We start from the raw sequence: 21125 nt of genomic DNA on the forward strand, positions 1-21125 counted from the left end.
AGAACAACGAGGGCGTTATTCTGCTTCTTTAGCTTGAGGGTGGGTGATAATCCACCACCCTCAGGCCAATAAGTGATCACTTTTTGGGGGGGTGATTTGCGGTATTCTTACTTGCAGGATTTAGGTTTCACTGTGAAACCAAACGCTTACGCATCATCTCGCGCTTCTATCTGGGGATTAGGGTTTCTGGTTTGTCTGGTCCTCTATTTTTTAAGCCCCTCCAGGGGCGAATCTTTGCCGCTTTTGCCATCCAGTAACCTGGTTTCAACTTCGTAACGCCCTGTATATCTCGATTTTTCATTTTTGGCATATTGATTGCTCTGTTGTATGACAGCTTGTTAAATCCAGGAGTAGATTGATGGGAATTAGTTTGGATCGCGTTTTGGGGTTGCATGAAAATGCGGTCAAGCTGCGTTCTCAGCGTACTGAAATTTTGGCAGCAAATATCGCCAATGCAGATACCCCAGGTTATAAGGCGCGTGACTTCGATTTTAAGCAGGCGTTGGCAAGTGCTCAATCGGCCAGTCAAGGTTCGATTCGACTACAGGTGACACAGCCCGGACATTTTGCAACGGCGGGTGGACGTGCCAGTTTTGAGATGATGTACAGCACGCCAATGCAGCCTTCGATTGATGGCAATACTGTCGATCTACATAAAGAGAAAGCGAAGTTTACACAAAATGCGATGGAGCAACAGGTAAGCCTGACCTTTTTGGATAAGAAGTTGAAGGGGTTGGTTAAAGTGATTCGTGGGGAGTAATTGAATGAGTCTGTTTAATATTTTTGATATTGCCGGTTCGGGTATGAGTGCGCAGATGGTGCGACTGAATACTACGGCGAGCAATATATCGAATGCTGACACTGTCAGCAGCAGTGTCGATCAAACTTACCGTGCCCGCCACCCGGTTTTTGCAGCTGCCATGAGTGAGCAGATGGGGCGATACGGTGTGGGGGTTGAAGTGAAGGGGGTTGTGGAGAGTAGCGCGCCGCTCAGGCAGCAATACAGCCCTGATCACCCGATGGCAGATGAGCGCGGGTATGTCTACTACCCGAATGTAAACGTTGTTGAAGAGATGGCTAACATGATGTCCGCTTCTCGTTCATATGAGACCAATGTGCAGATTATCAACACTTCTAAACAGTTGATGATGAAGACATTGCGGCTGGGTAGTGCCTAAGTAGGAGGGGATGATGGAAAACATAACAAGCAGTAGCGCATACCTGGAGAGTTTAGGGCTGGGTGCCACACCAAAAAGTGAAGAGGCCCCCTCTAAATCAGATGAGTTTCTGACCTTAATGCTGGCACAGATTGAGAATCAGGATCCGTTGGAGCCAATGGATAATGGTGAGTTTCTGACTCAACTGGCCCAAATTGAAGCGGCGGGTGGTATCGCAGATTTGCAGGTCTCATTTGACAGTATGGCCAATACCCTGCAATCGAGTCAGGCGCTACAAGCCTCCAGCATGGTGGGGCGTAATGTGGTGGTGCCCTCCGATACATCGAGCTTGAGAAATGGCAATCTGAGCGGTGCGGTAGGGCTTGCTGATGCCGCAGAACGCGTGGATGTGAAGATTTATAACGAATCGGGAAGCCTGGTTCGCACGCTTGATTTGGGTGCGCTTTCGGGGGGGATCTCCTCATTTAGTTGGGATGGTAAGGATGCCGAGGGCAATGTGTTGCCGGATGGGCAGTATGAAATAAAGTCAACCGCTTGGTATAGCAGCGGTGTCACGGAGCAGTTACCCACCATGGCGAACGCCACCGTTGAGAGCGTTACTATCGGTAGTGGTAGTCAGGGTATTGCATTAAATTTGGATGGTTTGGGCAGTTGGCGCATGGCCGATGTGCTGCAAATTCATCAATAAACGGGGATAAAATTATGCCTTTTAGTATAGCTTTGAGTGGTTTGAATGCAGCATCTGCTGATTTGGCTGTAACCGGTAATAATATCGCTAATGCAGAGACAATTGGCTATAAAGAGTCACGCGCCGAGTTCGTTGATGTTTATGCGATTGCTTATCAAGGGATGACCGATACTACGCCGGGTAGTGGCGTCAGGCTGGCTGATATTACCCAAGAGTTTTCCCAGGGGGATGCCTCATATACCGGAAAAAACCTCGATTTAATGATTAATGGTCAGGGCTTCTTTCAGGTGGAGGATCCGAATGGCGATACTTATCTGACACGTGCCGGGGCGTTTCACTTGGATCGTACCAGCACCATGGTCAATAGCAGCAATCAAGCGCTCTTGGCGTACAATTACAACACGGCCACCAGCTCATATAACCTTGAAGATCCGCAGCCAATTAGAATAAATGCTGATATCGGTATGCCTGCGGCAACCGATAGAATTAACGCTCAATTTAACTTGCCAGTGAATGAGACGGCTTATGATCCTGCAGTCATACCGTTTAACCCCACGGATCAGGCGAGTTATCACAATGCCACCGCATCCACCGTTTACGATAGCTTGGGTAACACTCACACCGCAACGGTCTATTTTAGAAAAGTAATACCCGAGTCGGCTAACACTTGGGAGAGCTACACCTATGTTAATGGTAACGAGGTGGTGCCTGCTGGTTTGACTGCGGGGGACCCTGCATTAGTGACTTTTGATAGTGCGGGGCAGCTTTCATCCGTTACTCCAAGTCTGGCCACGGAGCCCAATGTGATCGCTTTTCAGAGTCTGACACTGCCGGGTCCAAATGCCAATCCATTATCACTCTCTATGGATTTAAGCGACAGCACTCAATATGGATCCCCTTTTTCGACCAACGACTTGACCCAAAACGGTTACGGGACGGGGCGCTTGAGCGGTATCGATATTGATGATGCGGGGGTGATCTACGCCCGTTACACCAACGGTGTATCTGACACTCTCGGAAAAGTAGCGTTGGCTTCGGTCAATAATCCGACCGGGTTGCGCCAGGCGGGTGATAGCAACTGGGTAGAGACCTATGAATCGGGTAATGCGATTAATGGTGAGGCGTTGAATGGTGATTATGGCTCTATTTCAGCGGGTACGCTGGAGTCGTCCAATGTAGATATTGCCGAGCAACTGGTTAGCCTGATTATTGCGCAGCGTAACTACCAGGCAAATGCTCAGGTTATCTCCACCGCTAACACCGTTACCCAGACCATTATTAATATGCGTTAATTAGGAATTTGTTATGGATCGTATGCTCTATATCTCCATGTCAGGCGCTAAACAGACCATGTTGGCGCAGACTGTTAACAGCAATAATCTGGCAAACGTATCGACCCACGGCTTTCGGGCAGACTATTTTCAGCAGCGTAGCCAGCCAGTTTTTGGTGACGGATATGCCAGCCGTGCTTATGCGATGACCGAAAATCCTGCCTTTAAATCCCAAACGGGAATGCTGGAAACTACGGGTCGACAACTGGATGTTGCGATTAATGGCGATGGCTGGTTAGCGGTTCAAACAGACCCTCAAACCGGTGCTGAGGCATTTACACGGGCAGGTAACCTTAAGGTGGATGAGGCCGGTTTTTTGGTAACCCATAGCGGGCTTCAGGTGCTGGGGGATGGTGGTCCAATCAATCTGCCGCCCTTCGAGCAAATTGAAATCGCCTCGGACGGTACGCTGAGTATTTTGCCGGTAGGGCAGGATGCTGCCGCTTTAGCGGTGGTGGATCGTATCAAACTGGTGAACCTACCGTTGGAAGAGCTCACCAAAGGAAAAGATGGCCTGATTCATGCAAAAAATGGAGTAGTCGCTAATCCCGACCCCAATGTAAGAATTATTTCGGGAGCGTTGGAGACCAGTAACGTCAGTGCGGTTGAGTCGTTGGTTCAGATGATCGACCTCTCTCGCCGTTATGAGATGCAGGTGAAGATGATGAAAACAGCGGATAGAGCAGCTGAAATTACCACTCAAATGATGCGTCTATAATCATGGAGTCGGTATTCGCCACAAGTATGAATAAGCGAGGTAATGTATGAACTCTGCACTTTGGGTATCAAAAACAGGGCTGGAAGCGCAGCAGAATCGCCTGACCGTCATCTCCAATAATCTGGCCAACGTGGGAACCACGGGCTTTAAGCGCAACCGAGCGGTTTTTGAAGACCTGCTGTATCAAAATGTGCGCCAGGTCGGGGCGCAAACCTCTCAAGACACCACACTGCCATCGGGCCTCTCTTATGGTACTGGTGTGCGCACTGTGGCAACAGAAAAATTGCATACTCAGGGCAATATCATTCAGACCAATGTTGATCTGGATATCGCCGTCACCGGTCGCGGTTATTTCCAGATTGGTATGCCGGATGGCTCAACGGCGTATAGCCGCGATGGTTCTTTTCGTCTGAATGCCGAGGGGCAGATTGTCACCTCCAACGGTTATCCGCTTACACCGGCCATCAATGTGCCGGCAGATGCACAGACCATCAGCATCGGACGTGACGGTACTGTTTCAGTCCAGCAGCAGGGTACGACGGCCAGTACACAGATCGGTTCGATTCAGCTGGCTGACTTCGTGAATCCAACCGGCCTGCAAGCAAAGGGTGAAAACCTCTATGTGCAGACCAGTGCCAGCGGCGCGGCTCAGACCGGTAACCCGGATGCGAATGGCCTGGGCTCACTGTTACAGGGTTCTCTGGAGTCGTCTAACGTCAATGTGGTTGAAGAACTGGTGGGAATGATTGAGGCGCAACGTGCCTATGAGATGAACACTAAAGCCATTACCACCGCCGATCAGATGCTGCAGTTCATCACTAACAACGTTTAATGGGGTGGCGCTATGAGATTGATTATCGTACTGCTCGCACTGCTCTTGTTGGCGGGTTGCGCATCTAACGCAACCAAGGCACGTAATCATCCTGAATTCGCCATCACCTATCCTGCCATGGAGAAACCTCTGCCCAACAATAGCGGCTCTATTTTTCGCAGTCATCAAGGGCTGGCACTGTTTGAGGATGAAAAAGCACGTCAGGTTGGCGACATTATTCTGGTGCGGTTGAGTGAACGCACCAATGCCAGTAGTCGTGCCAGTAGCTCGACCAATAAATCATCTTCAGCTGATGCTTCGGTTGGCCTGTTATTGGGGCGTTCCCCGACGATGGGCGGTATACCGCTGTTGAATACCAACCTGTCATCAGAGAACGATTTTACCGGGAGTGGCGATACTCAGCAGAGCAATAGTTTGACCGGCACCATTGCGGTGACCGTTGCTGAAGTGCTCTCCAACGGCTACCTGGTGGTGCGTGGTGAAAAGCTGATCAGTATTAATCAGGGCGATGAGTATGTTCGCCTCTCGGGTATTATTCGTCCACGGGATATTGATGCCTCAAATATGGTCTCTTCCACCCAGGTTGCTAATGCTCAAATTGTTTACGGCGGCCAGGGTGCTATTGGTAACGCCAATGAGATGGGGTGGTTGAGTCGCATATTGCAGAGCCCTTGGTGGCCACTTTGAATGACGTTGGAGCCTTGAGATGAAGCGATTTTTGAATCTGTTGGTTGTCTTAAGCAGTCTGTTCGTTATGGGGATTGCCCAGGCGGAGCGCATTAAAGATATCGCCACAGTGGCGGGGGTGCGCTCGAACCAGTTAATCGGCTATGGCATTGTGGTGGGGCTTGATGGTACCGGTGATCAAACCAGCCAAACACCTTTTACCGTGCAAAGTGTCAAGAGCATGCTCTCTAAGTTTGGTGTCTCACTGCCGGCCAATATTAACCCTCAGTTGAAAAATGTAGCGGCTGTCTCTGTCAGTGCCAGCCTGCCGCCTTTTGCAAAGCCGGGCCAGAATATTGATGTCACTGTTGCCTCAATTGGTAACTCTACCAGCCTGCGTGGTGGGGCATTGATCATGACACCGCTAATGGGAGTGGATGGTGAGATATACGCGATTGCCCAAGGTAGTCTGGTGGTGGGTGGTTTTGGTGTTTCGGGCGGCGACGGTTCGCGTCTCTCGGTTAATGTGCCCAGCGTTGGGCGCATTCCAAATGGTGCTTCCATTGAGCGTGGTGTACCGATGAAGATGGGTGGGAGTCGCTTTCTTGATTTGAATCTGCATCGGGCAGATTTCACGACAGCCAATAATGTCGCCACCGCGATTAACACATTTTTGGGTGAGGGGATGGCAGTCGCCACCGATGCCGCTTCGATTCAAGTGGTTGCCCCGCTTGAGCAGAACCAGCGGGTCGCATTTCTCTCGATCCTTGAAAATCTGGAGGTTAAAGTTGCTCAAGCGCCGGCACGGGTAGTTATAAACTCCAGAACCGGCACGGTCGTTATTGGCAATAATGTTAAAGTGGATGTTGCTGCGGTGAGTCACGGATCACTCACGGTAACCATCATGGAGCGACCTGCGGTCTCTCAGCCTGAACCTTTTTCAGGCGGTGAAACGGTGGTGGTGAGCACCACTAATATTGAGGTCAAGTCGGAAGGGAATCGGATGTTTGTCTTTAACCCCGGTGTCAGTCTCGATGAGCTGGTGCGCGCCGTTAATAATGTGGGCACTGCGCCGGGTGATCTGGTGGCCATTCTGGAGGCGCTTAAAGAGGCGGGTGCCTTACATGCTGAGCTGGTAGTGATATAGCAGGCACCGCAAATGAATGCACCGATCCAACAACCCCAAAGCTATACTGATTTTCAGTCGTTAACCCGGTTGCGCAGCCAGGCAAGGGATGATGCCCAAGGTGCATTGCGTACCGTTGCAGAACAGTTTGAATCGATATTCCTGGGGATGATGGTTAAATCGATGCGTGATGCCAGTATGGGTGATCAGCTGTTTGACTCCAACGCTCAAAACACCTACTTGGAAATGTACGATAAAGAGCTCTCGATGAGCTTATCATCCCAGGGTGGAATTGGTCTGGCCGATACCATCGTTCGTCAGTTGAGCCAAAGCGCATTGGCTAGTTCATCAGCAGAGGCGGCTGAAACAGCTTCTCCTTTTAGCCTTGACTCACTCCCTATTCAGAGGCTAACGCCCGCCACTTCAGTACCTCCCCCTGCAGTTGAGGCGCGCAAATCGGTTGAGCATTTTGCAACTCCGCAACAGTTTGTAGAGAGCTTGTGGCCACTGGCGCAACAGGCTGCCGATCAATTGGGCGTTGCGCCAAAAGTGTTGCTCTCTCAGGCGGCGCTGGAGACCGGTTGGGGAAAGCGAATAATAGCGAGTAGTGAGGGTGAGAGCAGCTATAATCTTTTTAATATCAAGGCAGATCACCGCTGGTCGGGGCCAAGGGTAACGGTGTCAACCCTCGAGTATGAAGGTGGCATGCCGGTGCAGCAGCGGGCTACTTTTAGATCCTATGGCTCATATGCAGAGAGCTTTCAGGATTATGCTGATTTTGTACTCAACTCCCCACGTTATGGTGAGGCCGTCGCGAAGGCGGCTAATGCAGAGGGTTATATTGATGCCTTGCACCAAGGCGGCTATGCCACTGACCCTGAATATGCCAATAAAATAAAAGCCATCATGGGGCGAGCGCTACTGACTGAGGGCTAGACTTTATGTATTAACTCGCCACCAGCTTAATTATCCATAATATGGATTGTTGGCGAGTAAATACATAAAGTCCGATGGTATTAGACAATCATTATTCCATAAAAAAAGACTTCTGGAATAATGAGTTGCGAGTTAATACATATCAGGAGGCTGTCGGACTGAGGTGATCGTAGCGAGGGAAAGCCATGTTGAGTCCATTTTTTTGATCGCTTGAGGTGAATATTGGGCATATTCAACGAAAAGGACCGGAGAAATGGGCCAGAATGGCTTTTCCGCAGTCGATTCACCCTAAGTCCGATAGCCTCCTAGGGTGTAAAGGTTCCTCCCCTAATGGACGATAGGGTGATACGGGTAGCGGTAACAGATTATTGTGGTTGAGTAATTCAGGGGGCAATATGGCGGGTTCGGGTGATGTTTTTGGTACAGCAATTTCAGGGTTGATGGCTTTTCAGCGTGCGCTACATACTACCTCACAGAATATATCCAATGCCGCTACCGAAGGCTATACACGCCAGACCACCGAGTTTGCAACCCGTGAGCCAACGCGGGTGGGTACCAATAGTATCGGCAACGGTGTCGCCGTTGCCTCCGTGCGCAGGCAGTTCGATAATATTGTTGAAGGTCGCGTCAACAGCTACGCAAGTACCTATAATTACCAAGATACCATTAATGATTATGCGGTACAGCTGGACTCCCTGCTGGCGGAAAGTAGCGCCAGCCTGGGAAGTAGCCTGCAAAACTTCTTTGGCTCGGCTCAAACCGTAGCATCCACACCCACCTCTCTGGCTGCTCGAGAAGTGATGGTGGCAGAGGGAGAAGAGCTGGCGAGCCGCTTTGGAATGCTCTCCACTCAGCTCGACTCTTATAGAGAACAGATTAACGGAGGAATAAAAATTGCGGTTGGCGAGCTAAATGGCTACGCGAAAACGGTTGCTGAACTCAATGATAAAATTGCCCTGGCCGGGGGTGTAAATGGCTCATTCCCACCCAATGACCTGATGGATAAACGGGATCTTCTGGTGGGGAAAATGTCCGAACTGGCGAATGTTACCTCGCGGATAAAAGCGAATGGCTCAATGGATATTTTTATCGGCAAAGGTCAGCCGCTGGTGTTGGATAGCAAAGCCAATAATCTGGTTGTGCAAGGTGACCGCTACGATGCCAGAGAGTTGGGCGTTGCTTTTGATAATGGCAATGGCGCTGTTTTTGATATTACCAGTGCCCTCAACGGTGGAAAAATTGGTGGCCTGATACAGGTGCGTGATGATCTGATCACTCAGTCAGAAAATACCATGGGACGGATGGCCATGGGGCTTGCGGATAGTTTTAATGCCCAACATGCTCAGGGGATGGATCTGGACGGGGATATTAATAACAGCTTTTTTAACACCCCGTCGGCAGAGGTTATGGTTAGCAGCCTGAACAGTGGTAGTGCGACTACCACAGCAACCATTACCGATGTCTCCCAATTAACCACGTCTGACTATGAACTCACATTTGATGGTACAAACTACACGCTGCGCGACACCGTAACCGGAGCACGCTCCACCCTGCCAGGAACGGGTGTCTACGATACTGGATTCGGTTTTGAATTGAATGTGTCGGCAGGCGCGGTGGCAGGGGATAGCTTCTACATTCGACCGACCGGTGGTGCAGCTGAACAGATCTCCACCAACATTACCGAGGGCAAAGATATTGCCGCCGCAGCGGCTGTAGCAACAGAGAGCCGGTGGAATAACCAGGGTGATGGTGTCTCAAGTGGCCTTAATGTTGTGGGTGTCTCTAATCCGGCACTTCTGAATGATGTGACCATCACCTTTACCGGTAGTAACCAGTTTGATGTGTTTGATAACACAACCGGTACCGCACTGGCATCTAACGTCGCCTATAGCAGTGGTGATACTGTTGCTTATAATGGCTGGCAGCTTACATTAAACGGCGCACCTGCGGTGGGTGATACGTTTACGGTTGCAAGTAACTTTGGTGCCTCCGGTGACAATAGCAATATTTCGGCACTGGCAGAAATTCAAAACACCAATGTACTGGTTAATGGCAGCGAAACGTTGCAGGGGAGTTACTCAACTCTGGTCTCTGATATTGGTGTAGCCGCTGCAAGATCAAACCAGACCCGTGAGGCGCAAGAGGTGATGTTGCAGCAGGCTAAGATGCAAAGGGCCTCTCTATCCGGGGTTAACTTGGATGAAGAGGCCGCCAACCTGATGCGCTTTCAGCAGGCGTATGCGGCGGCGGCAAAAGTGTTAAGCACCTCAAATACGGTCTTTGAGACGCTACTGAATGCAGTGCGATAATGGAGGGGTAATCCTATGACGGTTCGACTTTCTACCAGCATGATTTTTCAAAATAGCATGAGAACCATGATGGATAGCCAGCGCGAGCTTGATCGTGCTCAACAGCAGATGACCACGGGCAAGCGCCTTTTGAGCGCGGCAGATGACCCCGCCGCCTCTTCTGCCATTTTTCAGCTGCGAGAAGCTCGACAACAGATGGAACAGTATCAGCTTAATGCCACGGCGGCAGAGGGCCAGGCCGGTTACCAAGAGTCAGTTTACGGTGACATCAATAACATTCTTCAGCGTGTACGGGATCTGACCTTGCAGGGCAGGAGCGATACTACCAACCAAGGTGACCGAGCCATTATCGCTAAAGAGATCGAAGGCTTACGAGATAGTTTGATCGCTCTTGCAAATAGCACCGATGTGAATGGTGATTATATGTTTTCAGGCAATAAATCCAGCACGATCCCTTTTGTGGAGAACGGCAATGTCATGAGCTATCAGGGAGATGAAGGTGTTCGTGAGCTGAAAATAGGTGCCAACCGAATGGTGGCGGTGAACGATAGCGGCAAAGATGTTTTCATGAAAATACCGACCGGTAATGGTGTAATCGCTGCATCCGGGAGTGCAACAAACACCGGTAGCGGTATTATTGATCTGGGTAATGAAGTCGCAGGCTTTGTAAATGATACCTACACCATTCAATTTACAGCAGCCAGCCCGTCCACCTATGAAGTGTATGATAGTTCATCGGCACTGGTTGCCGGGCCGAACACCTTCTCAAATGGTGATAGTTTGAGCTTTGCCGGCATTAATGTCTCTATTGCGGGTGAGCCCAATGTGGGAGACACCTTCACCGTGGAGCCTAGCGGCCAGAGTGATATCTTCTCTTCATTGCAAACACTGGTGGATATCTTTCAATCAACAGGTGATGACTCGGCCGCTTCAGCTTACCGCCATAATGAGGTCAACAGAGCCTTTAGCGGCCTGGATAATGCGATGGAAAATATCGGCGTATTGCGCAGTCAAGCGGGTAGTCGCCTGAACGCTATCGAGCAACAAAAAACAGTTAACGATAATCTTATTTATCAGGGCACGGTGAATATTTCACGGCTGGAGGATGTTGATATGGTTGAGGCAATTACCAACTTCCAGATGCAGCTTCAAGCACTTGAAGCCTCACAGCAATCCTTTTCTCTGGTGCAGCGCCAAAGCCTTTTTGATTTTCTCTAATCTGCCGCTGATAATGCCCCTACTCCAATAGTAACTACTCAGCGTGTTTAGATAATGAATGAAATAATCCGCCTGCAAAAAATCATGGCACAACTACGTGATCCAAAGGGTGGTTGTCCATGGGATCTTGAGCAAACTTTCGAAACTATCGTTCCGCACACCCTTGAAGAGGCGTATGAAGTGGCTTACGCCATTGAGCAGGCCGATTATGAGGAGCTTAAGGGTGAGCTGGGTGACCTGCTTTTTCAGGTGATTTTTTATAGTCAACTCGCCAAAGAGCAAGGCCTGTTTGAGTTTAGTGATGTTGCCGCTGCTATCTGTGAAAAGATGATCAGGCGACACCCCCATGTCTTTGACCAGCAGTTTAGCGGCGAGAGCGACCATCAAAGCATTCAACGTCGCTGGGATGCTATCAAAGCACAAGAGGGTGTTCGTAGCGAGCCAAAAAGTATACTGGATGGCCTCACCCGTGCGCTGCCTGCCATGACGCTGGCCAACAAAATACAGAAAAAAGTAGCGAGGGCTGGTTTTGATTGGGAAAATAGTCAGCAGGTGATCCATAAGATCTATGAAGAGTTGGATGAGGTTCAAGAAGAGCTGGGTAAGGCGGATAATCAAGCAAAACTGCACGAAGAGATGGGTGATTTGCTGTTTGCCTGTGTCAACTTGGCGCGTAAATCCAACGCCGACCCAGAGCAGTTGATGCGCAACGCCAATCAGAAGTTTGAGAGGCGTTTCCGCGATCTGGAGTCGCAGCTTGCTGAACAAAAACTCGAAATGTCTGAGTTACCGCTTGCTACCCTCGAAGGGTATTGGCAGCGAGCAAAAGCGCGAGTGGGTTAGTTAGCATGACAGGTGAAACAGAGCGCACTGTTTTCATTGCTTACCCGCAAAAAGCTGGCGATGAAGGTGGTGCCGCCATTGGGGTCCATCACCCCGTGTGGGTCATGACAGCTGGCACACTCCACCTCATGTCCTTCTCCCGAGTCGTAGAGTCGAATCTCGTTGGGGTCCGCTCTGTTATCACCATCCCGGTCAAAGAATTGCATTCCGTTCGCTGTCATCCCTGCGGGCACTGCGAAGTCGCCTGCGGTAGGGAAGACAACGCCAATAGGGTGATCGTTTGAGAGGTCAGGGCCAACGGTATACAGGCCTAAATCGGGGATGCTCCAGCCGTTGCCTTTAAAGTGGCATTGGGTGCATTGAATCATGGTTTGATGCTGAATATCACCAGCCCAGGAGTCAAGGAACGCCTCATTCATCTGGTGCGTGGGATCGTATCCGCCACGACCGGGCATGTTGATGATGGCATCAATGGCGATGGTGCCATCGTGGCAGGAGAGACAAGTTATCGAGTTAGGACCTGGCCCTGAGATTGGCAGGTTTCCCTGTGAGTAGAGTGTATAGTCGGCGGTCGATACTGATCGATTCCACAGCGGTGCGCCTTGAACCGAGCTGTTGGCACTGTGTGGGGTATGGCAGTAAACGCAGACTTCACCGTAATTATTGAAATAGGGGTTCATAAAAGCACGCCAAGAGGCGTATTCAACGGTGAGGTTGTGACGTGTGTTACGAACGCTCTCTATATTTGAGGCTGCAGTTGGCCCCCAGCCATCCCCTTGGTCAGGTCTAAAGGCATGGCTGGTTAGAGGTAGTGTGAATCCAATGAGTAACAATAAGATATTGGTATATTTCATTATTTTTCTTTTTGTGTGTGGGTGGTTTAACTACACAGCGACATATCGGCAGATATATTAAACATCTTTAACGGAATTATAACTCAATAATAACGCATTATCCCCTTAATTTTGTGGTTGTCGTCCCACTCAATATGATTCGGCTGTTAGCGTCGGTTGTTTAGGCGGAATGAGGTTCGTTTTGCGGCTTTAATTTGCTATTGTCACGGCATCCATGCGTGCTAAGGTCTCAACCATAAAACTACGAAGAAGGGATCTGTAAATTGGAAACCGTTGTGGCGAAGTTACCCTGGCAGCCAATGAAACGTCTACCACGCCAAGAGGCTGCTCTGTCGTTGCAGCAGTATCGTGCTTGTCCATCTTGTGGGACGGGTTCCGATCTTGCTGAGAATAGTGCTGCTCTCTTTTCACTGGACGACTTTCAGTTTTTTACCGATCAACAGGGGCTTAACCGGGCAGATCACCGTATTGTGGCGTGTACTTGCTGTGGTTTGTTGTATACCAACCCCTGTTATACCCCCAGCGGATTCCAACAGTTATTTGCTAAAGCGGGTTTGAGTTATGGGCATACGGCGGCGCGTATTGTGGAGCAGGTTGAGTGGATCGCCCGGCACTTCCCCCAGGCGCATTCATTGCTGGATGTCGGTTGTGGTGGTGGCGATCTGTTAAAAGCGCTGCCACAAACAATGCAGCGTTTTGGATTGGATGTGGATGCGCTTGCACTCGAAGCGGCGGAAAAAAGTGCGCCAGATATTACTTTTGCAGTGTGTGACTTTGATGGCTTGGCTGATCTGCCACAGACAGATGTGGTCACCCTGTTTCATGTGTTGGAGCATCTGGCCAACCCTGCCGGTTTTTTGAAGCAGTTGCGCCAGCTGGCTAAAACAGGGGCGTTATTGGTGGTGGAGGTTCCCGTTGTGGAGCGGGCGGTGATGGAGCAGGATCGGGATATTGTCGGTTTTTTTACCATTCAGCATCTGACCCATTTCAGTAAAGTATCGCTTGAGAATATGTTGTCAGCCAGTGGCTGGCAGCTGACACATGTCGAGGCGATGAGCGGCTACAATGGTTGGCGGGTGGTGGCTGAGCCAAAACCATTGAGTACCCTCGAGGTGGTAAAAGATGAAACCTCGCTGTCTGCAGCGAATGCCTATCTATCGGTATGGCGTGATAATATAGCCTCGGTAGAGCAGCGGATTGCGGCACTCGCTGCAACGCCGCGAATGATGATCTGGGGGGTAGGGCAGCACACCGAATATATGGCGTTATTAAGCGGGCTGTTTAAAGCGGGTGCTGAGTTTGTGATAGTGGATAGTGACCCGCTAAAACAGGGGCAAACATACCACGGTATTCCAGTGTTGGCGCCTGCCCAAGTGCCCGAAGCAGAGTGGCTTGAGGGTGAGTTTCCCATTGTGGTTTCAACTTATGGCGGTCAGGAGAGTGTAGTGAAATTATTGGCCTCACGAGGGGTTGATCCACTCCGGGTGGTAACGCTCTATGATCGAACACAGCGCTATTAGCCTTCGCAAAATGCTCCCTTAGGGTGGTTGAGGTGATCTGTGCAAAGCTATCAAAAAGTAATGACTGACCCATTTAGCCTCCCCTTTTTATAAAAAGGGGTGAGATTTCACCATAAAAATAAGAGAAAAAACGTGACCACAGGTGCACAGTTTATTGTTGAGAGCTTGATTGAATATCACTGCTCTCGTTTGTACGTCTACCCCGGTGGCACTATTGCGCCGATATTAGATGAAGCGCAAAGCGCGGGTTTAGCAATATTTTGCGCCCGTCATGAGCAGGGGGCAGGCTATGCGGCCCTAGCGGCGGCACGTCTATCGCAACAGCCACAAGTGGTGATGGTGACCTCCGGCCCTGGGGTGACCAATGTGCTGACCTGTGTGGCGGATGCTTATTATGATTCAACGCCACTGGTATTGATTAGCGGCCAAGTCGGTAGTGGTGACTTATCTGCCGGTCGTCCGATTCGCCAGCGGGGTTTTCAGGAGGTGGACACCCCTGCACTGCTAAAAACCATCACCAAAGCACAATTTCAACCCACTACACCGGCGCAGTTGGCGCAGGTGATGGCGGACGCTTTTGTGCTAGCCACTGAGGGGCGGCCAGGTCCGGTGGTGATTGATCTGCCGATGGATGTTCAACGCAGTGAGCTCTCCTCGCCAATGAGTGTTATCCCGCTGCAAACCCTACAACCCTGTTTTGATGGGGACCTCTCCCTGCTCTGTGAAGGGCTTGCAAATGCTCAACGTCCGCTGATTATTGCCGGGCAGGGCGTGTTGCAGTCGGGCGCAACGGCACTGCTTCGCCGACTGGTGAAGCTGAGGATTCCGGTCTCACACTCGCTATTGGGAGTGGGGGCGATCTGTAGTAGTGATGAGTTGAATTTGGGTTTTCATGGCCATACGGGGCATCAATCAGCCGGTGTGGCGATTCAGCAGGCGGATCTTCTGCTGGTGATCGGTTCACGGTTGGATGTGCGACAGACCGGCAACCAGTTCGACCGCTTTGCTGAAAAGGCACACATTGTACGTATTGATCTGGACAGAGATGAGGTGAGTGAAAGCCGTATTCGTCATGATCAATTGATTCAGGGTGATGTCAAACAGGTGCTTAATGCTTTGTTGCCGATGCTCGAGCAGATGACGCTTCCGGATTGGCAGCCGTGGCTGAAACAGATCAAAAAATGGAAACAGCAGCATGCATTTCAGTCGATGCAAAGCCGGGGTTTACTGCCGCAGCAGGTGATTGAGGCGGCGGATCAAATAACCGCAGGCAGAGCGTTGATTTGTACCACAGGGGTGGGCTCTCACCAACACTGGGTGGCGCGTCACTTTACATTTGATGTGCCGCAACGGCGGCTATTAACTTCTGGCGGTCATGGTGCCATGGGGTATGACCTGCCCTCGGCGGTGGGTGCCCAGCTGGCCAACCCCGATGCGCTGGTATTGTGTATTGTGGGCGATGGCTCGTTTCAGATGAACCTTCAAGAGCTGGCGGCTATTCAAGCGTACCGCTTGCCAGTGAAAATTATTGTTTTGGATAACCACCGCCTGGGACTGGTATCGCAATTTCAGCAATTCAACTGGCAGAGTGACCCCACCACGGGTGAAAAATGGAACCCTGATTTTGCGCAGATTGCCAAAGGATTTGGCATCGAGAGCTACACCCTTACCGAGGTGGCACAATTGCAGAGCATACTGCCGCAAGCATTAAACAGCCCGCAGGCGGTGCTGGTGCATTGCCAGGTAGCGATTGAAGAGGATATTACCCCGATGCTGCTGGCAGGCCAGACACTGGATAAAATGTGGTCGGCCCATGGGTAAAACCTTATTGGTTATCAGCGGCGGCGTAGAGGCGGTTCCGGGCATTCAACATGCCATCTCAATGGGGCACCATGTAGTGGTGAGTGATTATAATCCGCAGGCCCCTGGGTTTGCTTACGCCCATGATCATCTGCTTGCCAGCACTTATGATGTCGCCGAGACGATCGCCGCTGCGACCGAATACCACCAAAATAGACGGGCGATTGAAGGGGTCATCTGCATGGCCGCCGATGTGCCGCTTACCGTGGCGCGGGTGGCCGAATCGCTGGGCTTGCCGGGTCTTTCAATTGAAACCGCACAACTGGCTGCCGACAAACTGGCGATGAAGCGGCTTTTTGCAGCGCAGGGGATTGCGATTCCCTGGTTTTGCGAGGTGAAGTCAGCGCAGCACCTTGTAACACTAATGGTGGAACACGGCCCTGATCTGGTGATCAAACCCGTGGATAGTCGGGGGGCGCGAGGGGTCTTGCAACTTCAGGGTGTGGGTGATTTGAATGGGGCGTTTCAACAAGCCAAATCCGAGTCACCTTCAGGGCGAGTGATGGTGGAGAAATTTCAGCCCGGCCCGCAAATCTCCACCGAATCCATTCTGGTCAATGGCTGTGCTGTCACCCCAGGGTTTATTGACCGAAACTATGAGCACCTGGAGAGATTTTCTCCCTATATTATTGAAAATGGCGGACACCAGCCTTCAACGCTCACGGTTGAGCAGCGTCGTCAAGTGGTCGAGCTGGCGGAGCAGGCGGCCCGCGCCATGGGTATCAAAAACGGCATCGCCAAGGGTGACATGGTGCTCACACCGCAAGGGCCAAAAGTGATTGAAATTGCTGCCCGACTCTCGGGTGGCTGGATGTCCAGTGATCAGATACCGGTTGCCACCGGTGTCGACATGGTGGGTGCAGCCATCAAGCTGGCGCTGGGAGAGGCGCTCTCGCTGGACGAGTATCAGCCTAGCCGGTATGGCGGCATGGCGATTCGTTACTTTTTCCCACCGCCGGGCCGCTTGCGTGCTATTCATAATATTGAGCAGGTGGAAGCACTGCCGTGGGTTTATCGCCTGGGTTTCTTCGTCTCCCCTGGTGATGATGTGGGTGAAATGACTGACCATACGCAGCGAGCGGGCTATGTGATCACCCAGGGCGCTAGCCGTGCTGAAGCGGTGGCCAGAGCTCAGCAGGTGGTCGAGACAGTTACCTTCGAGGTGGCGTGATGGCGCGGGTATTAGCGGTGATTGCAGCCCGACTAAACTCCAGCCGCCTGCCGGGAAAGCAGCTGCTGGCATTGGCGGGTGAACCACTGATAGCGCGCATTTTTCAGCGTCTGGCGCAGTTGCCGGAAATTGATGAGGTGGTGCTGGCGACCACCGCAGATGAGTATAACCAGCCGCTGCTTGAGTGGGCCAAAAAGGCCGATAAACAGGCCTTTGCTTACCGCGGAAATATAGATGATGTGGTGGGCCGTGTGGATGCCGTTGTGCAGGCATATGGTGCCGATATTGTCGTCTTCTGTTGTGGTGACTCGCCGCTGATTGAGCCATCAACTCTCTCTAAAATGATCTCAGCACTGCAACAAAATCCAGCGGCGGAGTACGTGGCCCTGCACCCCGCAAGATTAGGGGGGACAACGGTTCATGAGGGGTTTTACCCCTACACACGCCAGGTTTGGCAGCGTATTGTCAGCGAGTCGACAACGGCGCAGTTGTGCGAACATGTGGGCTTGGTTGTCGCCTCTTTTGTAGCCGAACTGAAGCAAATTTATGTGGAGGATCTGGCTGTTTTCTCTCGCATAAAGCAGCGCATCTCGGTGGATACCGTGGCGGATTACCAGTTTATGAGTGAACTCTATCGGCGCTGGTATGCCGAAAATGAGCCAGAAAGTATCGTCTCCCTCCCTTGGGTGATTGGGCAGCTTACCGAGGATAGCGGGCTGGCAGCGATAAATAGCGAAGTGCAGCAGCGCTCCCCAGATCAGCCTCCGCTGCGGGTGCTGGTGGTAACCCAGTGTGGTGAGCAGGTAGGGTTGGGTCATTTAACACGCAGTGGTGTGGTGGTGCGTTGCCTGCAAGAGCAGCAGGCCGCCGCCGTTACCCTGCTGGTGCAGGGTGAAAAGGTTGAATCATCCGCTACCCAGCTGCTATCAAAAACAACCCTTGGCTGGGATGAGTCACTACCCGAAAAAATTACCAAATGGCACGAAACCCACCCAGTTGATGTAGTGATATTTGATTTGGCGCTGATTGATAACGCGGCTGATTTTTCCAAAATGTTGCACTCGTTAGGCGATAAAACGGTACGAGTGGCGATTGATGGGCTGTTTGAATTTGCCGCGCACTTGGAATATATCCACGTGCCATCCTTCTACCTCTCCCCGGAGATAAGTCAAAAAACAGATCCAGCAAAAATCTCATATGGCTGGGATCACTACTTGCTGCCCAATGTGGCAGAAACCACTCCTTGCCAACCCGGAAAACGACTGTTGGTGATGACGGGGGGAAGTGATTCGGGTGCATTGGGAGAGCAGTGGCCAGCACTGCTTGATGAACAACTCACGGAATCGATGGAGATCATCTGGATTAAAGGGCCTTTTGCCCCGCAGCCCAACCTCTCCGCTGGGTCACACCACCAATGGCAGGTGCTGGAAAACCCAGCGGAGCTGCTGTCGCTTATGGCGAGTTGCCACTACGCACTTTGTGTTTACGGTGTCAGCTTGTTTGAGCTGCTTCAGCGGGGGGTGCCCACGGTGGTTCTAGGGGTGGGGGAAAAGCCGCAAGAGATGGCGGCACTGATAAAAGCAGATGTGGCAACAGTCACCCGCTCACCCGATGAGGCTGTTCATAGTTTACAACGGCTGGTGGGGAGTCCAGAGCGGCTCGAGCACTATCGCCACCATGCACAGCGTTTGATGGGGCGAGAGAGCGGAGTATCCAAATTGGCTTCCCATCTTCAAATATTGCTCAGTAAGGTGTGTCGGGAGCCTCTGAATAAGTCATGACTATTTGTAACTATTCAGCGTGTTTAGATTTTGCCTCAAATCGAGGCATTTTCACAGGGGCAGGAATCGCCTTCACTTACTTAGAGGCTCGATAAATGACCCCGGTATACGTCATTTTCCATCTGAATCTCGCTTTTTCATCTATCTCCATAGCCCAGCGAAAAGTGGTCATTGAGCGCTGCTACACCCCATTGCTCGACCTGATAGAGCACCAGCAGTTACCGCTGGGAATCGAGATGACCGCCTGGACACTCCACTGCATAGAGTCGATTGATGCTGCGTGGGTGGCGCGATTCAGAACACTACTCAGCAGTGGCCAGTGCGAACTGATTGGCAGTGGATATGCGCAGATCATTGGTCCTTTGGTGCCTTATCCGGTTAATCAGTGGAATCAGCAGATGGGTGTAGCGGGCTACCAGCAACTGCTGGGTGTCACGCCCGCATTAGCGATGGTTAATGAGATGGCTTACTCCTCGGGTATGGTGGAGCTGTATGCCGATGCCGGTTATCAGGGCATTGTAATGGATCGGGATAATGTGATGCTGGCGCTCGGTATGAGCGATGGGTGCGGCTTGCCTTCAAGCCATGCACAGGGCTGTGATGGTGCACAACTTCCGGTCTTGTGGTCGGACACTACACTGTTTCAAAAGCTCCAGCGCTATGCCCATGGCGACATCTCTCGTCAGGACTATCTCAACTACTTCTCAAAACGTGCCGCACAGAGTGGAATGCCACTTCCGCTGTATAGTAATGATGCTGAGGTTTTTGACTTTCGGCCTGCTCGCTTCAATGAAGAGTCTGTCACACATCAGGAGAGTGAGTGGAGTCGCATTGCGGCGCTGTTCTGCTCGCTTGATCAGGCACAGTGGTCTTTGCCCTCGCAGGCGATTGCGTTGCAATGCAAGATGGATCAACACGATAAGCCGATTTGCCTCACTTCGGTGCAGCAACCCATCCCAGTAAAAAAACAGGCAAAATATAATATTAGCCGTTGGGCGGTCACCGGGCGAAATGATCTTTGGCTAAACACCCTCTGTCATCGCATCTATCAGGCGATTCGAACCCTTGATAACCCACAGTACCAACGCCGCTTATGTGAATTTTGGGCAAGCGATCTGCGTACACACATTGGTGATGAACGCTGGCAGCATAATCTCACCGAGTTAGAGCAGTTTTGCCAGCGGCTGAATATCTCTCTGCAAAAAGAGAGCGGGCCGGCGGATAAGCCGGGAAGTGCTATGCCATCCGCAGGTTCAGTTTTTAAAATAGAGCCTGACGACGAGGGTATCTACCTCACCATCAGCCACCGCTTTGTGCAGTTAACGCTCAATCTGCGCCGTGGCCTAAGTATCGAATCCCTCGCGTTTGAAAAACATAACTTTGAGCCGGTAGCAGGGACTTTGAGCCAGGGCTATTTTGACTCTATTGGGTTGGCGGCAGACTTCTATAGTGCGTGTGTGGTGATTGAGCTTCCCAAAGAGCACCGCAGAGTGACCGACCTGGAGTGGGCAGAGCCGGTGATTGAGCGGCTGCCCACACAGCTAAAGGTTACCGCAACACATAACACACCCTATGGCGAGATTATAAAGTCGATAATGATCGATGCCGCTGAGCAATCGGTTAACGTCCAGTTCAGCCTGAAAAACTGGTCACACCAGCACGCTGTTGTGCGGTTTCATGCCCTTACCCTGATGAGTGGTTGGCAAAAAGAGCTGGTTGTGGAGAGCCGTAACGGTGGGCCAAAAGCTGAGTTTTTCGCCCTTGATGGGTGTGTTGAACACGGCCAACCCGCATCCAATATGATTAGCTGCACCACAGGCTTGAGTGGTGAGTCAGGCAGAATAATATTGCATAACAGGGGGCGCAGCCTGACACTCTCCTGGAACCCCTCACACTGCGCAGCACTTCCCATGCTGCACCATCAAATATCCACACCTGGGGCCTTGAGTAGAGTGCTCTTCTCCCTAAGCGAAATTGATGAAACAAAACAGGGGAGTGGCGATATATTACCCTTCTCACTTAAATACAGGGCCGGATAGTGCGGTGATATTCGGTTTGAAACCTTGAGCGTGTATACTTGCTCGCAGTGCTTGA

General features: G+C 51.3%; 18 protein-coding genes. 17 read left to right on the forward strand and 1 reads right to left on the reverse strand.

The window, feature by feature from the left end; genetic code table 11:
* Nucleotides 1–358 precede the first annotated feature (358 nt).
* The 12 genes from flgB (at nucleotide 359) to mazG (ending at nucleotide 11845) form a co-directional block, all read left to right on the forward strand.
* The gene (gene flgB, locus L3J94_10220; GenBank protein ID MCF6219106.1) at nucleotides 359–760 is read left to right on the forward strand and encodes a flagellar basal body rod protein FlgB; all 402 of its coding nucleotides are present in this window, start codon (nucleotides 359–361) and stop codon (nucleotides 758–760) included.
* A 4-nt stretch (nucleotides 761–764) separates the two neighbouring features.
* Nucleotides 765–1178, forward strand: a complete 414-nt coding sequence (gene flgC, locus L3J94_10225) for a flagellar basal body rod protein FlgC (GenBank protein ID MCF6219107.1) — start codon at nucleotides 765–767, stop codon at nucleotides 1176–1178.
* Between the two features lie 13 nt (nucleotides 1179–1191).
* Nucleotides 1192–1866 carry a flagellar hook assembly protein FlgD gene (locus tag L3J94_10230; protein ID MCF6219108.1) on the forward strand — a complete coding sequence of 225 codons (675 nt, stop codon included), beginning with the start codon at nucleotides 1192–1194 and terminating at the stop codon, nucleotides 1864–1866.
* 14 nt (nucleotides 1867–1880) lie between these two features.
* Complete coding sequence (locus L3J94_10235; protein ID MCF6219109.1) at nucleotides 1881–3158, forward strand: flagellar hook protein FlgE; 1278 nt, start codon at nucleotides 1881–1883, stop codon at nucleotides 3156–3158.
* Between the two features lie 13 nt (nucleotides 3159–3171).
* Complete coding sequence (locus L3J94_10240) at nucleotides 3172–3915, forward strand: flagellar basal body rod protein FlgF (protein MCF6219110.1); 744 nt, start codon at nucleotides 3172–3174, stop codon at nucleotides 3913–3915.
* 46 nt (nucleotides 3916–3961) lie between these two features.
* Complete coding sequence (gene flgG / locus L3J94_10245; protein MCF6219111.1) at nucleotides 3962–4747, forward strand: flagellar basal-body rod protein FlgG; 786 nt, start codon at nucleotides 3962–3964, stop codon at nucleotides 4745–4747.
* Between the two features lie 12 nt (nucleotides 4748–4759).
* On the forward strand, nucleotides 4760–5434 hold the full coding sequence (flgH, locus tag L3J94_10250) for a flagellar basal body L-ring protein FlgH (protein MCF6219112.1): 675 nt from the start codon (nucleotides 4760–4762) through the stop codon (nucleotides 5432–5434).
* A 19-nt stretch (nucleotides 5435–5453) separates the two neighbouring features.
* On the forward strand, nucleotides 5454–6560 hold the full coding sequence (locus L3J94_10255; GenBank protein MCF6219113.1) for a flagellar basal body P-ring protein FlgI: 1107 nt from the start codon (nucleotides 5454–5456) through the stop codon (nucleotides 6558–6560).
* A gap of 12 nt (nucleotides 6561–6572) precedes the next feature.
* Entirely contained in the window at nucleotides 6573–7475 is a 903-nt protein-coding gene (flgJ, locus tag L3J94_10260) for a flagellar assembly peptidoglycan hydrolase FlgJ (GenBank protein ID MCF6219114.1), read from the forward strand.
* A 374-nt stretch (nucleotides 7476–7849) separates the two neighbouring features.
* Nucleotides 7850–9784, forward strand: a complete 1935-nt coding sequence (flgK, locus tag L3J94_10265) for a flagellar hook-associated protein FlgK (protein MCF6219115.1) — start codon at nucleotides 7850–7852, stop codon at nucleotides 9782–9784.
* Nucleotides 9785–9799: 15 nt separating this feature from the next.
* Nucleotides 9800–11002, forward strand: coding sequence for a flagellar hook-associated protein FlgL (gene flgL / locus L3J94_10270; GenBank protein MCF6219116.1), 1203 nt, complete (start codon nucleotides 9800–9802; stop codon nucleotides 11000–11002).
* Between the two features lie 54 nt (nucleotides 11003–11056).
* Nucleotides 11057–11845 carry a nucleoside triphosphate pyrophosphohydrolase gene (mazG, locus tag L3J94_10275; GenBank protein ID MCF6219117.1) on the forward strand — a complete coding sequence of 263 codons (789 nt, stop codon included), beginning with the start codon at nucleotides 11057–11059 and terminating at the stop codon, nucleotides 11843–11845.
* Here the strand turns inward: mazG and L3J94_10280 are convergent.
* A complete protein-coding gene (locus L3J94_10280) occupies nucleotides 11842–12699 on the reverse strand; it encodes a cytochrome c3 family protein (protein ID MCF6219118.1) in 858 nt (285 codons plus the stop codon). The two genes, mazG and L3J94_10280, sit on opposite strands and share 4 nt — an antisense overlap.
* Before the next feature lie 275 nt (nucleotides 12700–12974).
* Between L3J94_10280 and L3J94_10285 the strand changes: the two genes are divergently transcribed.
* From L3J94_10285 to L3J94_10305, 5 genes are all read left to right on the forward strand, one after another.
* The gene (locus tag L3J94_10285; GenBank protein ID MCF6219119.1) at nucleotides 12975–14219 is read left to right on the forward strand and encodes a class I SAM-dependent methyltransferase; all 1245 of its coding nucleotides are present in this window, start codon (nucleotides 12975–12977) and stop codon (nucleotides 14217–14219) included.
* A 132-nt stretch (nucleotides 14220–14351) separates the two neighbouring features.
* Entirely contained in the window at nucleotides 14352–16040 is a 1689-nt protein-coding gene (locus tag L3J94_10290) for a thiamine pyrophosphate-binding protein (protein ID MCF6219120.1), read from the forward strand.
* Nucleotides 16033–17250, forward strand: a complete 1218-nt coding sequence (locus L3J94_10295; protein ID MCF6219121.1) for an ATP-grasp domain-containing protein — start codon at nucleotides 16033–16035, stop codon at nucleotides 17248–17250. Before L3J94_10290 ends, L3J94_10295 begins: the two co-directional genes overlap by 8 nt.
* On the forward strand, nucleotides 17250–19031 hold the full coding sequence (locus L3J94_10300) for an NTP transferase domain-containing protein (protein MCF6219122.1): 1782 nt from the start codon (nucleotides 17250–17252) through the stop codon (nucleotides 19029–19031). Before L3J94_10295 ends, L3J94_10300 begins: the two co-directional genes overlap by 1 nt.
* Before the next feature lie 95 nt (nucleotides 19032–19126).
* Nucleotides 19127–21070: a glycoside hydrolase family 57 gene (locus L3J94_10305; GenBank protein MCF6219123.1), complete on the forward strand. Its 1944-nt coding sequence runs from the start codon at nucleotides 19127–19129 to the stop codon at nucleotides 21068–21070.
* Nucleotides 21071–21125 lie beyond the last annotated feature (55 nt).

This window comes from Gammaproteobacteria bacterium (assembly GCA_021647245.1).
Lineage (GTDB): Bacteria > Pseudomonadota > Gammaproteobacteria > RBG-16-57-12 > RBG-16-57-12 > JAFLJP01.

What these genes read in the sequence shown, in the direction of transcription:
- flgB (MCF6219106.1), top strand. Translation starts at nt 359, where the DNA reads ATGGGAATTAGTTTGGATCGCGTTTTGGGGTTGCATGAAAATGCGGTC.
- flgC (MCF6219107.1), top strand. Translation starts at nt 765, where the DNA reads ATGAGTCTGTTTAATATTTTTGATATTGCCGGTTCGGGTATGAGTGCG.
- L3J94_10230 (MCF6219108.1), top strand. Translation starts at nt 1,192, where the DNA reads ATGGAAAACATAACAAGCAGTAGCGCATACCTGGAGAGTTTAGGGCTG.
- L3J94_10235 (MCF6219109.1), top strand. Translation starts at nt 1,881, where the DNA reads ATGCCTTTTAGTATAGCTTTGAGTGGTTTGAATGCAGCATCTGCTGAT.
- L3J94_10240 (MCF6219110.1), top strand. Translation starts at nt 3,172, where the DNA reads ATGGATCGTATGCTCTATATCTCCATGTCAGGCGCTAAACAGACCATG.
- flgG (MCF6219111.1), top strand. Translation starts at nt 3,962, where the DNA reads ATGAACTCTGCACTTTGGGTATCAAAAACAGGGCTGGAAGCGCAGCAG.
- flgH (MCF6219112.1), top strand. Translation starts at nt 4,760, where the DNA reads ATGAGATTGATTATCGTACTGCTCGCACTGCTCTTGTTGGCGGGTTGC.
- L3J94_10255 (MCF6219113.1), top strand. Translation starts at nt 5,454, where the DNA reads ATGAAGCGATTTTTGAATCTGTTGGTTGTCTTAAGCAGTCTGTTCGTT.
- flgJ (MCF6219114.1), top strand. Translation starts at nt 6,573, where the DNA reads ATGAATGCACCGATCCAACAACCCCAAAGCTATACTGATTTTCAGTCG.
- flgL (MCF6219116.1), top strand. Translation starts at nt 9,800, where the DNA reads ATGACGGTTCGACTTTCTACCAGCATGATTTTTCAAAATAGCATGAGA.
- mazG (MCF6219117.1), top strand. Translation starts at nt 11,057, where the DNA reads ATGAATGAAATAATCCGCCTGCAAAAAATCATGGCACAACTACGTGAT.
- L3J94_10280 (MCF6219118.1), bottom strand. Translation starts at nt 12,699, where the DNA reads ATGAAATATACCAATATCTTATTGTTACTCATTGGATTCACACTACCT.
- L3J94_10295 (MCF6219121.1), top strand. Translation starts at nt 16,033, where the DNA reads ATGGGTAAAACCTTATTGGTTATCAGCGGCGGCGTAGAGGCGGTTCCG.
- L3J94_10300 (MCF6219122.1), top strand. Translation starts at nt 17,250, where the DNA reads ATGGCGCGGGTATTAGCGGTGATTGCAGCCCGACTAAACTCCAGCCGC.
- L3J94_10305 (MCF6219123.1), top strand. Translation starts at nt 19,127, where the DNA reads ATGACCCCGGTATACGTCATTTTCCATCTGAATCTCGCTTTTTCATCT.